A 14,978-nucleotide genomic window follows, 5' to 3' on the forward strand; every position below is an offset into this window, starting at 1 on the left:
GGAGAGCATCTAGCTCTCTTATGCTTTCATTCTTCCGAATGTCAATTCTTGTTTTATCTGACGTGTTTCTGTTCAGTTATCAGTGTTCGGCTTGCGTCCCTCTCGGGACTGCTCGCCTATAGTACCATGCATATTTACATAATGCAAGCATAAAATTAAAAAAATATAAAATAATAGTTCCAGGGCATTCTGGAACTATTTAAGTGTTTCGATATACTTCTTGATATCTGATGCATTTGTGTATTTTCTATACTGTTTGTCTGTCACTGCAACAAGTGTTGGTGCTTGCATAATTGAGAATCGACGCGTTAATTCCACTTCTTCCTCAGCATCAATGCATTCATATGGAATATTTGCTTTAGCAAGCATCTTTTTCACTATACGACAGTTTGGACATGTTTTTGTAGTAAAGAGATAAAGCTTTTCCTTAACTTGTGGCATAACTTGCTCTTCTTTTATTTCTTTTTCTACTTTTAAGTCTCTCCCTTTTAAAACGGAATGCCCCATATCATATGTTTTTCTTTCATGCCATTCCTGTGTTTTACCAGCATTCCAGTTCTTTACAGGACGATAATATCCGGTAATACGACTCCATACTTCTGTAGGTTTTCCACATATAGGACACACTGGTTGTTCTCCTGCAAGATAACCATGTTCTTCACAAATAGAATAAGTAGGAGATATTGTGTAGTAAGGAAGGCGATAGTTCTCCGCAATTTTTCTTACAAGCATCATTGCTCCACGCCAATCGGGCAACTTTTCTCCTAGAAATGCATGGAAGACCGTTCCTGATGTATAGAGTGTTTGAAGTTCATCCTGGATATCTAAAGCTTCAAAAATATCATCCGTATAACCTACTGGTAAATGTGATGAATTTGTATAGTATGGTGTGTCACTTTCTGTTGCCGTAATGATATCCGGATATTTCTCTTGATCATGTTTCGCAAGACGATAAGCTGTTGATTCGGCTGGTGTTGCTTCAAGATTGTAGAGATCACCATACCGCTCCTGATACTGCACTAATCTTTCTCGCATATGATTCAAAACATTCTTGGCAAAGACTTGTGTTTCCTTATGTGTTAAGTCTGCTCTTAACCATTTCGCGTTCAATCCAGCTTCATTCATACCAACTAACCCTATTGTTGAAAAGTGATTATTGAAACTTCCAAGATAACGCTTTGTATAAGGATAAAGTCCTTCTTCTAGTAATTTTGTAATAACATCACGTTTGATTTTTAATGAACGTGCTGCTAAATCCATCATATGATCAAGACGTTTATAGAAATCCTCTTCATCTTCTGCCAGATAAGCAATTCTTGGTAAATTAATTGTCACAACACCAACAGATCCAGTCGATTCACCACTCCCAAAGAAGCCACCAGATTTCCTTCTTAATTCACGTAAATCTAAGCGTAAACGACAACACATACTGCGCACATCACTAGGTTCCATATCGCTATTAATATAGTTGGAGAAATAAGGTGTGCCATACTTTGCTGTCATCTCAAATAACAATTTATTATTCTCTGTTTCTGACCAGTCGAAGTCTTTTGTAATAGAGTAGTTTGGAATAGGGTACTGAAAGCCTCTACCATTGGCATCTCCTTCAACCATAACTTCAATAAAGGCCTTATTGATCATGTCCATTTCAGCCTGACAATCTTTATACCGAAAATCCATTTCTTTTCCACCAACAATAGCATTTAGTTCAGCTAAATCATTTGGGACAACCCAATCCAATGTAATATTGGAGAAAGGAGCTTGAGTTCCCCATCTTGATGGTGTATTCACACCATATATGAACGATTCAATACATTTCTTGACCTGATCATAAGTTAAATGATCTGTTTTCACAAATGGTGCTAAATAAGTATCAAAAGAACTAAAAGCCTGTGCCCCAGCCCATTCATTCTGCATGATGCCCAAGAAATTCACCATTTGATTACATAATGTCGCAAGATGTTTAGCTGGCTTAGACGTGATTTTGCCAGGTATCCCACCTAGCCCTTCAACAATAAGCTGTTTAAGTGACCAGCCTGCACAATAGCCTGTCAACATCGATAAATCATGAATATGAAAATCACCGGAACGATGGGCATTCGCAATCTCATCATCATAGATTTCACTCAGCCAGTAGTTAGCTGTAATAGCCCCACTATTTGAAAGAATCAACCCACCAACTGAATATGTTACTGTTGAATTTTCTTTAACCCGCCAATCAGTTGCTTTGACATAGCTATCGACAAGATCTTTATAATCAAGAATTGTTGATTTCATATTTCTGACTTTTTCTCTTTGTTTACGATAAAGAATATAGCTTTTAGCTACATCACCATATCCTGATTGTGACAACACAGCTTCTACTGAATCCTGAATATCTTCAACTGCAATCAAGTCATTCTTAATCTTCTTTTCAAAATCACTTGTCACTCTTAATGCCAACATATCAATAACAGAAGGATGCGTATGTTTGCTTAATGACTGAAAAGCTTTTTCAATTGCCCGAGATATCTTATTGATATCAAAGTCAGTCACACTGCCATCTCTCTTCACAACTTTATACATCTAATCACCCCTATTCAATTCCTCTTATTTCAACATGATCAACATATTGTAAAAGGATATTTTTATAGTCTTCTAATATTTCTTTTCTTACCGCATGTAATCTATTATCAATGACATGTTCGTTATTTTCAAAGCTTTGTAGAAAATAGGACTGGGCTCCTTTAATCCATTGTCCAATCGCTTCAATATCTTCTTTTTCATGAAATTCTTGTACGATTGTAGTACGGAATTCATAAGGAATATGATTTTCCATAAGATAATGCATACTCTCTTCAATAGCTTCAAGATTAAGCTGTTCAACACCTGCTGTTAGGGCATATTTAGCTGGCGCATTCTTGATATCCATAGCCACATAGTCCACAAGCCCTTCCTCGACAAGTTCTTTCAAATAGCCAGGATAAGTCCCATTGGTATCCAGCTTGATTTTATAACCCTTAGCTTTCATCTTTTTAATCGCATTTTTCAATCCTGGATGAATGAGTGGTTCACCTCCAGTAATACATATTCCTTCAAGCAATCCTTTGCGCTTATCAAGAAACTGATCAATATCATCCTGATTGATTTCCATCATACTTTCAGGTAAAAAAACCAATTCCGAATTATGACAAAAAGGGCATTTCATATTACATCCACCCGTAAAAAGTGTACAAGCCATTTTCCCAGGATAATCCAACAACGATAATTTCTGTAAACCAAAGAAATGCACCGCTTCACTTTCAATATCCATATAGCTCTGTGCTCGGTCTACAACTTCCTGCATCACTTTAGCGAATAATTCACTGCTTTCAACATCTAATCCACTATTAAGATGTTCCCACCACTCTTTTCTCACTAAGTAGATTTTTGTTATCAATTCTTTCGCTTGATCCGTTGTATAAAGAAGTTTTGAACGCTTATCCTTCTCATTCTCTTCTAAACGCACATAATGAAGCTTTTCAAGCTTGCTGATGGCTTTAGTGATTGTGCCCTTGTCGAAAGAGCCCATCTTGGCTAACTCTTTCATCGTAATGCCTTCATGCTCATAAATCATGATCAAATACACTACCTGACCATAACCAACATCATATTGTGCTAATTGTTGATCATAATATTTTTGTGTACAACGATAAAGAATAGAATTGTTCACCAGCAAATCCGTACTTTTATCCATGTGATGCCTCCATTAGTTGGACTTCCAACTAATATAAGTTTATCATTCACACTAACTCCCTTCAATCTTTTTCATGCAACCAAAAAAAGACCTATCACCAAAGTGATAGATCTCATCCTTAATGAATAATTGTACCAACAGGTAAATCAGCCGTAGCTACTTTTAGCTTCTTGCCTTTTCCACCCGCAAGAATCATACCCTGTGATTCCACACCTCTTAACTTAGCAGGCTTTAAGTTATTCACAACAATAACCTTTGTCCCTACAAAGTCTTCAGGCTTATAGGCATCGGCAATACCTGAAACAATCTGCTTTGTCTCCTCACCCACATTAATTTGTGAAACAAGTAGTTTATCGGCGTTAGGATGCTTTTCACATTTCACAACCTCACCAACAACCAATTCCATCTTTCCAAAGTCATCAATTGTAATCTCTGGAGTCTTTTTCTTTTCTACAACAGGTTTTGGTGGATTAAGTTTTTCCACCTTAGCCATGACTTCTTTTGGATCTAGACGGGCAAAGAGCACTTCTGGATGATCAGTGACTTTTGTACCTGACTGATAGAGACCAAAGGTATCAAGTTTGAGTAAGTCTCTTTGATCAGTATTGATCATGTCTAAGATTTTCTTGCTTGTAGAAGGCATGATGGATTCTAATGTAATAGCTGCAAAACGAATAGCTTCTGTCAAGTTATAGAGAACTGTCGCAAGACGGTCTTTCTGGCTTTCATCCTTGGCAAGTACCCATGGTGTTGTATCATCAATATACTTATTTGTACGTCTTAATAAGACAAAGATTTCATCAATTGCCTTAGCAAGCTTATATTCATCCATCAGCTTATTGAACTTAGGAACCATATTTAAGGCAGTCTGTTTAAGTTCTTCATCAACAGGTTCACTAACCCCACGATCTTCCACAATACCGCCAAAATACTTATTACTCATAGCTAACGTACGATTAACAAGGTTACCCAAAATATTAGCAAGATCACCATTTATACGTTCAATCAATAAATCCCAGGTAATTGAACCATCATTGTCATATGGAATTTCATGCAAGAGATAATATCTTACAGCATCCACACCAAACATTTCTACTAAGTCATCCGCATAAATCACATTACCAAGATGCTTACTCATCTTACTTTCACCCATCAACAACCATGGATGACCAAAGACCTGTTTAGGTAAAGGTAAATCTAAAGCCATTAAAAGAATAGGCCAATAAATTGTATGGAATCTCACAATATCCTTACCAATAACATGAACATCAGCAGGCCAGAATTCATTATAAAGTTCACCATTATGACCATCAACATCATAACCAATTCCCGTAATATAGTTAATCAACGCATCAATCCATACATAAACAACATGCTTAGGATTAAAATCAACAGGAATAGACCACTTAAATGATGTTCTTGATACACAAAGATCCTGTAAGCCTGGTTTTAAGAAGTTGTTGATCATCTCATTCTTTCTACTTTCAGGTTCAATGAATTCAGGATGATCATTATAATACTGTAATAAACGATCCTGGTATTTAGAGAGCTTGAAGAAATATGCTTCTTCTTTCGCTAAATGCACTTCACCACCACAATCCGGACACTTGCCATCCACTAACTGGCTTTCAGTAAAGAAAGATTCACAAGCATCACAATAATAACCTTCATAATAATCAAGATAAATATCACCCTGATCATAGAGTTTCTTGAAAACTTTCTGAACTTGTTTGACATGATATTCATCCGTTGTTCTGATGAAATGATCATAGCTTGTATCCATTAAATCCCAGATACGTTTAACTTCAGCCGATACCTTATCAACATAAGCTTTTGGTTCAAGACCTGCTTCTTTCGCTTTCTTTTCAATCTTGATACCATGTTCATCAGTACCTGTCTGGAAATATGTGTTATAGCCTTCTTGTCTCTTATGTCTTACAATTGCATCACTTAGGACAATCTCGTAGGTATTACCAATATGAGGTTTACCTGATGTGTATGTGATGGCTGTTGTAAGATAAAAATTCTTTTTGTCTTTCATTCTGTCATCCCCTTTTTTATATAAAAAAACGCCCTCACAAAAGGACGAATTGCTCGCGGTACCACCTTTATTTCCTTGCGGACTCTCATTCTCTTAACGCGAGTTAACGTCTACTCCTGTTAGAAGCAGCAGCTCCCAGTTCATCTTCATAAGCTTTCCCATCTATTTTCACCAGCCATAGACTCTCTAAAAGGATCCACTTACTCTCTTCTGTTCCTTGCTTTTACCTTCTCACTTTAACAAACTCATGCCCTCATGTCAATGAAATACCAATTTCAAGACACATTGACACCTATACCAATAAGATATTAAATAGAGTTGACAATTGATAGGGGAGCTATCTTGCTGAGAATAGACATATGTCTAAAAACCTTTGACCTAATTTGGATAATGCCAAAGTAGGGATAACACATGTTTTTTTAGCGTATCACTTATTTGGTGATGCGCTTTTTTTCATAAGGAGAGCTCTTGTAGGAGAAATTTTATGTTGAAAGATTGTCTAGAGAATGTCAGAAAGAAGAAACCACTTATTCACAATATCACAAACTATGTCACGGTAAATGATGTTGCGAAAGCTTTACTCGCCATTGGGGCAAGCCCAATTATGGCTGATGATGTTGATGAAGTCGCAGAAATCACAAGTATTTGTAATGGCCTCAATATCAATATTGGTACGCTCAACAAGCATACTATAGAAGCTATGAAAATAGCTGGTAAAAAGGCTAGTGAACTTCATCACGCCTTGCTTCTTAATCCCATAGGTGCTAGTACTTCTTCTTTGCGTACTAGAACAGCTGCTTTATTATATACAACGGGCGAAAAGAAATGAGTCAAATTACTATCACAGGATGTATGCTTTCAGGCATCATGACCGCCTTTCTTGCAGCTAATAATGACAATAAGCTTGAAGCTGCTGCAACAGCCATTTGTGTAATGGGCTTAGCTGGTGAAATCGGTTATCATCATTTAAATGAAGGGGAAGGTAATGCACGTTATGAATGGCGTTAAGGAATCTCTGATGCTCTATGGGGTTACAGATCATCATTGGCTTAATGGTCTTTCTTTACATGATGCAGTTGAAGAAGCAATCAAAGGGGGAACGACCTTCATTCAGTCAAGAGAAAAAGAGGATATGGCTTTAAGTCATGATGCTTTCTTACAGGAAGCCAAAGATCCCATTAAAGCCTCACTCATCAGTACCATAACCTATAAGTAGCTGAACGTTTCTTATTAGTATGATGGCAGCGATGATGACGGGTGAAAGTGATATTGCCCAGATTATGCTGAAGGCTGGTCTTGGCATTTCAGCACTCATTATCATTATTCTTTCAACCGTTACAACCACCTTCCTCGATGCCTTCTCTGCCGGTATTTCATTTCAGTCGATTATTTCTAAAGCTGATGGACTTATTATTGGTTTGTTGGTCACTTTTATTGGAACACTTTGTGCTCTTGTCTTTCCAATGGATGATATTACCAATTTCCTCTATTTCATTGGTTCAATCTTTCCTCCAATGATAGCAGTCATGATTGTTAGTTTCTTTGTCTTTCATGATCACAGTGAACATCAAGATTATCAATGGATGAATTTACTAATATGGCTTATTGGCTTTATATGTTATCGGTTGTTGATGCATTATGAATATACCTTGGGTTATACACTTGTAGATTTAATGATTACTGGCATCCTGACATATCTTGGCTATAAGCTTCATTTCAAGAAATCATAAATAAACAATCTCTTCAAAGATAGTATTTCGTTCATAAATATTTCAAAAAACTCTATTATCCTAACCTTAGATCATTTAGGCATTTTAGAAACAAACCATTTATTTCTTTTCATTTATTAATTAAAGTGTAGAATGATTGAAGGGAGTGATAATATATGTCAGAAATTAATGATTTATTCGCTAATCAAGTAAGTTATCATTGTACACATATTACCAATGATATTGAATTACGTATTTCCACACTGGATAACCTGAAAATATGGATTAAAGATCATGATGATCTTATCACAAATGCATTAAAAACTGATTTAGGGAAAACACCTACAGAAAGTTATATGACAGAAATTGGCTTAGTACTCGACGCTATCGACTATGCCAAGAAGCATATCAAGAAGTTTACGAAGAAACAGCGTGTTCATACACCATTACATGAATTCTTTTCACGCAGCTACTATATCAATGAAGCCTATGGCAATGTGCTCATTATGGCACCATGGAATTATCCATTCTTGCTTTCCGTTGAACCACTTGTAGGGGCTGTTGCAGCTGGTAACTGTGTCATTCTAAAGCCAAGTGAATTCGCCTTTGAAACAAGTGCTGTGATTAAACAAATGGTTGATACTGTCTTTGATGCTGGTCATGTTGCTGTTGTCGAAGGTGGGGCTGATGTAGCTGATGAGCTATTAAAACAAAACTTCGATTACATCTTCTTCACAGGATCAGAAGCTGTTGGCAAGAAAGTCTATGAAGCAGCTGCTAAGAACCTTACACCGGTGACACTAGAACTAGGTGGCAAGTCACCAGCTATTGTGACAGATATGATTCCAACAGATATTGCGGCTAAACGTATACTTTATGGCAAAGGACTCAATGCAGGACAGACTTGTGTAGCTCCTGATTATATCTTGGTCCATGAAAGTGTAAAAGATGCATTCATGGAAAATATCAAGAAATATATCACTGAATTCTATGGCAACAAGCCATTAAAATCCGTTAACCTTGGTAAGATTATCAATAAGAAACATTATGAACGTCTCAAAGGTTTATTAAAGAATCAAAAGATTCTTGTAGGTGGTGGTATTGATGAGCGTAGCTTAAAGATTGAACCTACATTTGTCGAAGCTGATTTTGATAATGTGTTGATGAAAGAAGAAATCTTTGGGCCGATCATGCCAGTCATTACTTATAAGACAATTGACGAAGTGATCAAATATATCAACAGTAAACCAAAACCTCTCGCTCTTTATCTTTTCTCTAATATGAAAGAGGAACAGGAAAGAGTAACAAGAGAATGTCATTTTGGTGGGGGCTGTATCAACGATACTGTTAACCATCTCTCTAACCACAATTTACCTTTTGGTGGTGTTGGCGCAAGTGGCATGGGTGCCTACCATGGCAAATATAGCCTCGAAACATTCTCTCATAAGAAAGCCATCATGCATAAGGGTACACGTATTGATACACCATATCGTTACTATCCTTTTGATGAAAAAAAGACAAAGATGATCAAAAGAAGTGTGAAATAGTTTTCATCTCCTTTCAATCTCCTTATAATAAGGAGAGCGAAAGGAGTTTTTTTATGGAGAATAAGAATGAATTTAATCCCTTCATGAAGCGTTTAAACAAAAAAGCCAAAGTGAAAAAGGTGATCGCTATCATGAGTGGTAAAGGAGGAGTAGGGAAGAGCTTTGTGACAAGTGCTCTTGCTGTCAACATGGCAAGAAAGGGCTATAATGTCGCAATCATGGATGCTGATATCACTGGTCCATCCATTCCCCAAGCCTTCAATATACACGGTCAGACATATGCCACTGAGGATCAGTTGATCATTCCTTCAAGAAGTAAGAGCGGTATTCAGGTGATGAGTTTAAATCTCTTGCTTGACGATGAAACTAAACCAGTAATCTGGCGTGGGCCTGTGCTTGCGGATATGATTGGGCAGTTCTGGAGTGATGTCTATTGGCAGGATGTGGATTATATGTTTGTCGATATGCCTCCAGGAACAGGTGATGTTCCATTAACCGTCTTCCAGTCGTTACCTGTCGATGGTGTTGTCATTGTTACAAGTCCACAGGATTTAGTCAGCATGATTGTTGGTAAAGCAGTTACGATGGTCAATGAAATGCATTTGCCGATCACTGGTATTGTTGAGAATATGAGTTATTTTAAATGTCCTGACTGTGGGCATATTCATCATATCTTTGGTGAAAGTCATATTGATGCACTCGCAAAGAAGTATGATATTGATACAATTGCTAAACTACCAATTGATCCTGAAATTGCGAAACTTGTTGATGAAGGGAAGATTGAAGCACTTAATCATGATGAACTAGATGGTTTATCTGAAAAGATCCTGAAGATGTAGTTTATCTACATCTTTTTCTTTATGTTACTTAGCGTTATAATGACAATAATGCAAAAAGGTGGTGAAGGGCATTGCAAACACTGAATTTAGGTTTTATGATTTCTTCTATTATCGTTGCATTTTTTTGTCTCTTCTTTGATGGTATTCGTTTACATCATACACAACATCATCGCATTTATAAGATGGGGACAATTATTGTTCTCATCAGTGCCATCATGGATTTTCTCGCCTCCTATATTTCCCTCACCAGCAAGAACACCTTTTGGCTCAATACAACCAATAATATCTACTTTCTCATACATTCTGCACTTCCCCCATTATTTGTCGCTTATATCTTTACTCTGAGTGGCAAAGGCTATTCTTTTACTCGCAAACAATACTATCTCTTCTTCCTTCCTTTCATTCTCTTAGAGTCATGTATTATTTGTAATATCATATCTCCTGGTAACCTTCTTTTTATGTATGATCATGATGGTAATTATATGCGTGGGCCATTGGCTTATCTCATATATGCCGATACAGTATTCTACTTCATAGCAATCATGATCACCATGTATAAAACTAAAGATCTCTTTTTAAAGAAGAATTTCAATGTATTGGTGAATGCAAGCATCATTTCGATCATTGGTTTAATCATACAGGCATTATTTGTATCCATTCGTATCGAATTACTTTCTGAAGCCATTGCCTGTATTGGTTTACTGCTCTCTATTGAGAATAGGGAAATGGATATTGATCAGGACACTGGCTTATTTAATCACAAAATTTTTCTCTACCGTATTAATAGCTTACTAAAACTTAATACCCATTTTGAACTTCTTTCTCTACGTATCAGTAATATCAAGGACTACGAAACCTTATTATCACGTGAAGAATACCAAAGCCTCATTATGCATATCGCAAGTTTCATTCAGTCTCTCTTACTTCATAATGAACTTGGCTATTACTATGATGATGGCCTCTTTGTCATCATACTCTTCCACAACAAAATTTATCGAGTAAGCGAAATCCTCCGTCTTATCCAAGAACGAATGAATAAACCTTTCTATACTGAACACAATGAAATTCTTGTCCAGTCACTCATTGGATCAGGAAGTTTCCCTAATAAAATCAAATCCCTAGAAGCCATTCAATATATCTTAGAGAACACCTATTCAACAACACATCTTGGTTGTCACTATATCAATTATAAAATCCTTCAAAATGTCTACCAGGAAGCAACACTAGCACCTTATATCGATCTCGCTCTTAAAGAACATCGCTTTGAAGTCTATTTTCAACCCATTATTGATCTGACAAAGAAACGGGCGATTGCGGGTGAAGCACTATTGCGTTTAAAAGATGAACAAGGGCATTATTTAAATACTGAACAAGTGATTAGAGTGGCGGAAAAACAAGGAAAGATTATTGCGATTGGACAACAGATCTTTGAAATCATTTGTCAGTTTATTAGTCATATTGATATGGATGCTCTTGGTCTAGAATATATTGAATTTAATCTTTCCCCAGCACAATTAACCTATGGACAATTAACACAGTCATTTTCATCCATTCTCAATAAATATCATATTGATGTGAAGTATCTTAATATGGAGATTACGGAAACTGAAAATATGGATAATAGTGAGATGCAAGAAAAGATGAATGATTTAAAGAATCTTGGTTTTAAATTCTCTCTTGATGATTTTGGTACAGGTTATTCTAATTTGACAAGAGTATTTAGTGGTTATTATAAGAATATAAAAATTGATAAAAGTCTTCTTTGGGAATCAGATGGCAATAAAGAGCAAGAGACAATACTCGTTAACCTCATCAAATCCATCTCCCAGACAGACATGTCCATTATTCAAGAAGGCGTAGAAACAACAGAACAACTTGAGCGTGTTCAACAAGCTGGTGCAAAAATGATACAGGGCTATTACTTCTCTAAACCACTAACAGCTAACGAATTCATCGACTACCTAAAAAGGAACTTGCATTAAACAAGTTCCTTTTAACGTGCTTCTAAACCAACAAGAAAAGCCAAATAAAGCCCAAAATCACCAATACGCTTTCGATAATACTTTCCATTAGCCTCATAACCAATCGCATCACGCCAGTCTGCTTCACGATTATGTGCTTCCTGATAATCCGCTAAATTATCAAAAGCCTCAATAACCGCATTATGGGCTATTGTACGTTGATCATTATCACGTTCTTCTTTGTAGATATTCCATCTTGTACGAATAGCCATATAATGAACACTTGCCTTAATAATAGCATCATACATTTCATACTCCACACCATCCATCAAGCTATCAATAAGTTCACGGTGCATCTTATTCGCTTCTTCCATCGTAAAAGACTGTTCTGCTTCTAAATAATCATCCAGTGTATACATTTTATCACCTCTAGCATTATTATACCTTAAAGTAAAAGAAAACTGTAACAAACGTTACAGCTTTCACTTTATTGACCATTCTTAACAGCAATACGAATAAGAGCTTTCTTTAATGCGATTTCTGCTCTTTTTGTATCAATGTTCTGATCTCTTTTCTTTAATCTGCTTTCAGCACGCTGTTTGGCTTCTTCAGCACGTCTCAAGTCAATCTCTTCAGGCGATTCAACAGCATTACCTATAACAGTTACAGTATTATCCGCATCCACATACATGAAGCCACCAGCAATCGCAAAGCGATATGTCTTGCCATCAACCTCATAATGCATCTCGGAAATTGTCACCCCAGTAGCAAGAGGAATATGATGAGGAAGAATACCTAGGTCACCACCTGTCGTCGAAATACCTAGATAATCGACATCAGTATCCTTGTAGGTCCCATGTGGAGTAACAATATGCAAACGCATCTTACTCATTCTTTAAAGTTTCTGCTTTCTGCACAGCTTCTTCGATTGTACCTACATTGTGGAATGCCTGTTCTGGCAAGCTATCCCATTTGCCTTCTAGAATCTCTTTGAAGCCTTTTACTGTATCTTCTACATGAACATATTTACCATCCAAGCCTGTGAACTGTGAGGCAACTGAGAATGGCTGTGAGAGGAAGTTACGAATTCTTCTTGCACGAGCAACTGTCTTCTTATCTTCATCACTTAATTCATCCATACCTAAGATAGCAATGATATCCTGTAATTCCTGGAAACGCTGTAAGATCTGCTGAACACCATGAGCTACTTCATAATGTTCCTTACCTACAACATTTGGATCCAATCCTCTTGAAGAAGAGTTCAATGGATCTACGGCAGGGTAGATACCAAGTGCAGCAATACTACGATCAAGAACGACACGGGCATCTAGATGGGCGAATGTCGTTGCTGGAGCAGGGTCAGTTAAGTCATCGGCAGGCACATAAACGGCCTGAACGGAAGTAATTGAACCTTTCTTTGTAGATGTAATTCTTTCCTGTAATTGTCCCATTTCTGTTGACAATGTTGGCTGATAACCAGCCTGTGAAGGAACACGGCCAAGTAAGGCAGATACTTCAGAACCAGCCTGAGTGAAACGGAAGATATTGTCGATGAATAGTAAGACATCTTGACCTTCCTGATCACGGAAATATTCTGCCATAGTTAAGCCTGTTAAAGCTACTCTTAGTCTTGATCCAGGTGGTTCATTCATCTGACCAAAGACAAGCGTTGTCTTATCCAAGACACCACTTTCCTTCATTTCATAATACAAGTCATTACCCTCACGAGATCTTTCACCAACCCCAGAGAATACTGATAAACCACCATGTTCAGTTGCGATATTGTTGATAAATTCCTGAATGAGGACAGTTTTACCAACACCGGCACCACCGAACAAACCAATCTTACCACCCTTAATGAATGGACAGATTAAGTCAACAACCTTAATACCTGTTTCAAGAATTTCTGTTTCTGTTCTTTGTTCTGCATAACTTGGAGCTGGTCTATGAATAGGCATATGTTCAGCTTCAGTTAATTCTTCTTTACCATCAATAGCATGTCCTAATACATTGAACATTCTGCCCAATGTACCCCTTCCTACTGGGACACTGATTGGTGCACCTGTATCTAGGGCATCCAATCCTCTTGTTAAGCCATCTGTAGAACCCATGGCAACACAACGTACAACGTCATCACCAATATGCTGGGCTACTTCGACTACGAGCTCTTCACCATGGTTATCCAATTTAATGGCATTGTTGATATCTGGAAGATCACGATCAGCATCAAACTGAATATCAACTACTGGTCCACGAGCCGCAATGACTTTACCAATATTTTTAGACATATGGCACCTCCTTAACTTTCTGCATTAGCGCCAGCGATAATTTCACTGACTTCATTCGTGATAGCACTCTGACGTGCCTGATTGTATTTCAATTGTAATTGTTCTGTTAAGTCATCCGCATTGTCAGTAGCATTTTCCATAGATGTTCTTCTTGATGCATTTTCACTTGTTACACTTTCGATAAGATAACCGTAAATAACAGCCTGAAGATACATTGGAATTAAGCTATCAAGTACTGCTTCTGGACTTGGTTCGAATAATGTCTGCTTATGTACACCTTGCTTTTCTTCACCTTTTAAGTCTTCCTGACTTACTGGAAGTAATTCAACGACTCTTGGTGTAAAAGTAAGATTGTTGACGAATTCTGTATAAATAATACGAATTGTCTTAATTTCTTTGTTTTTATAGCCATCAAGAAGATGGTTAGTTAGTCTTACAATCTGTCTAAAATCAAGTGAAGAATTTAATTCAACATAATCATTATTAAGATCATTGGATGTATGTGAACGCATATAGCTTTCACCCTTATGCCCAATGACATAAACAAGATCATTCTTCTTTACTTCTTTTTCAACAGTCTTGAAGATATTTGCATTATATCCACCACATAATCCTAAAGAACTACTGATCACAATCACAACATCACGACCACTACTATTTCTTACTAAGTATGGAGAATCAACATCTCCTTGAGCACTGGCAAGAATTTCTGCACAAGTATCTTTGACTTGTGAATAGTATGGCTTCATGTTGTCCATTTGTTTTCTTGTCTTCATCAGTTTTGATGAAGCAACAAGCATCATTGCTTTAGTGATTTTACGGGTAGAATCAATGGATTTGATACGGCGTTTAATCGCCTGCATTTGGCCTGCCATAAA

At 37.0% G+C, this 14,978-nt stretch carries 13 protein-coding genes, 1 pseudogene, 1 riboswitch and 1 other annotated feature; of the genes and pseudogenes, 7 read left to right on the plus strand and 7 right to left on the minus strand.

What is annotated here, in order from left to right:
- Positions 1-195 precede the first annotated feature (195 nt).
- From FYJ79_RS08955 to metG, 3 genes and pseudogenes are all read right to left on the minus strand, one after another.
- Entirely contained in the window at positions 196-2,565 is a 2,370-nt protein-coding gene (locus tag FYJ79_RS08955; RefSeq protein WP_154517122.1) for a ribonucleoside triphosphate reductase, read from the minus strand.
- 10 nt (positions 2,566-2,575) lie between these two features.
- On the minus strand, positions 2,576-3,715 hold the full coding sequence (locus tag FYJ79_RS08960) for an anaerobic ribonucleoside-triphosphate reductase activating protein (RefSeq protein WP_154517125.1): 1,140 nt from the start codon (positions 3,713-3,715) through the stop codon (positions 2,576-2,578).
- 118 nt (positions 3,716-3,833) lie between these two features.
- A pseudogene (gene metG / locus FYJ79_RS08965) lies at positions 3,834-5,831 on the minus strand (methionine--tRNA ligase); the annotation flags it as partial.
- Positions 5,794-5,983 (minus strand) — a binding site (T-box leader). (Overlaps the previous pseudogene by 38 nt.)
- Positions 5,984-6,076: 93 nt before the next feature.
- Positions 6,077-6,179: riboswitch (TPP riboswitch) on the plus strand.
- A 61-nt stretch (positions 6,180-6,240) separates the two neighbouring features.
- Here metG and FYJ79_RS08970 point away from each other — a divergent pair.
- The 7 genes from FYJ79_RS08970 (at position 6,241) to FYJ79_RS08995 (ending at position 11,833) form a co-directional block, all read left to right on the plus strand.
- Positions 6,241-6,585 (plus strand): hydroxyethylthiazole kinase, encoded by a 345-nt coding sequence (locus tag FYJ79_RS08970; RefSeq protein WP_229771438.1) that lies wholly within the window; start codon positions 6,241-6,243, stop codon positions 6,583-6,585.
- Positions 6,582-6,764 (plus strand): hydroxyethylthiazole kinase, encoded by a 183-nt coding sequence (locus FYJ79_RS12620; protein ID WP_229771439.1) that lies wholly within the window; start codon positions 6,582-6,584, stop codon positions 6,762-6,764. Before FYJ79_RS08970 ends, FYJ79_RS12620 begins: the two co-directional genes overlap by 4 nt.
- Positions 6,742-6,972: a thiamine phosphate synthase gene (locus tag FYJ79_RS08975; protein WP_229771440.1), complete on the plus strand. Its 231-nt coding sequence runs from the start codon at positions 6,742-6,744 to the stop codon at positions 6,970-6,972. The genes FYJ79_RS12620 and FYJ79_RS08975 overlap by 23 nt, the downstream gene beginning before the upstream one ends.
- A gap of 31 nt (positions 6,973-7,003) precedes the next feature.
- Positions 7,004-7,486, plus strand: coding sequence for an SLC5/6 family protein (locus FYJ79_RS08980; RefSeq protein WP_195837060.1), 483 nt, complete (start codon positions 7,004-7,006; stop codon positions 7,484-7,486).
- A gap of 155 nt (positions 7,487-7,641) precedes the next feature.
- Positions 7,642-9,012 carry an aldehyde dehydrogenase gene (locus FYJ79_RS08985; RefSeq protein ID WP_154517134.1) on the plus strand — a complete coding sequence of 457 codons (1,371 nt, stop codon included), beginning with the start codon at positions 7,642-7,644 and terminating at the stop codon, positions 9,010-9,012.
- Between the two features lie 53 nt (positions 9,013-9,065).
- The gene (locus FYJ79_RS08990) at positions 9,066-9,851 is read left to right on the plus strand and encodes an Mrp/NBP35 family ATP-binding protein (protein ID WP_154517137.1); all 786 of its coding nucleotides are present in this window, start codon (positions 9,066-9,068) and stop codon (positions 9,849-9,851) included.
- Positions 9,852-9,922: 71 nt separating this feature from the next.
- On the plus strand, positions 9,923-11,833 hold the full coding sequence (locus FYJ79_RS08995; protein ID WP_154517140.1) for an EAL domain-containing protein: 1,911 nt from the start codon (positions 9,923-9,925) through the stop codon (positions 11,831-11,833).
- Between the two features lie 11 nt (positions 11,834-11,844).
- Here the strand turns inward: FYJ79_RS08995 and FYJ79_RS09000 are convergent, their stop codons facing one another.
- The 4 genes from FYJ79_RS09000 to atpG all read right to left on the minus strand — a co-directional run bounded on the left by FYJ79_RS09000 (position 11,845) and on the right by atpG (position 14,975).
- Positions 11,845-12,231: a hypothetical protein gene (locus FYJ79_RS09000; RefSeq protein WP_154517143.1), complete on the minus strand. Its 387-nt coding sequence runs from the start codon at positions 12,229-12,231 to the stop codon at positions 11,845-11,847.
- Positions 12,232-12,299: 68 nt separating this feature from the next.
- Entirely contained in the window at positions 12,300-12,704 is a 405-nt protein-coding gene (atpC, locus tag FYJ79_RS09005) for an ATP synthase F1 subunit epsilon (protein WP_154517146.1), read from the minus strand.
- Positions 12,697-14,100, minus strand: coding sequence for a F0F1 ATP synthase subunit beta (gene atpD / locus FYJ79_RS09010; protein ID WP_033161927.1), 1,404 nt, complete (start codon positions 14,098-14,100; stop codon positions 12,697-12,699). Before atpD ends, atpC begins: the two co-directional genes overlap by 8 nt.
- Before the next feature lie 11 nt (positions 14,101-14,111).
- A complete protein-coding gene (atpG, locus tag FYJ79_RS09015) occupies positions 14,112-14,975 on the minus strand; it encodes an ATP synthase F1 subunit gamma (RefSeq protein ID WP_154517149.1) in 864 nt (287 codons plus the stop codon).
- Positions 14,976-14,978 lie beyond the last annotated feature (3 nt).

Origin of the sequence: Sharpea porci, assembly GCF_009695655.1 — a bacterium.
Lineage (GTDB): Bacteria > Bacillota_I > Bacilli_A > Erysipelotrichales > Coprobacillaceae > Sharpea > Sharpea porci.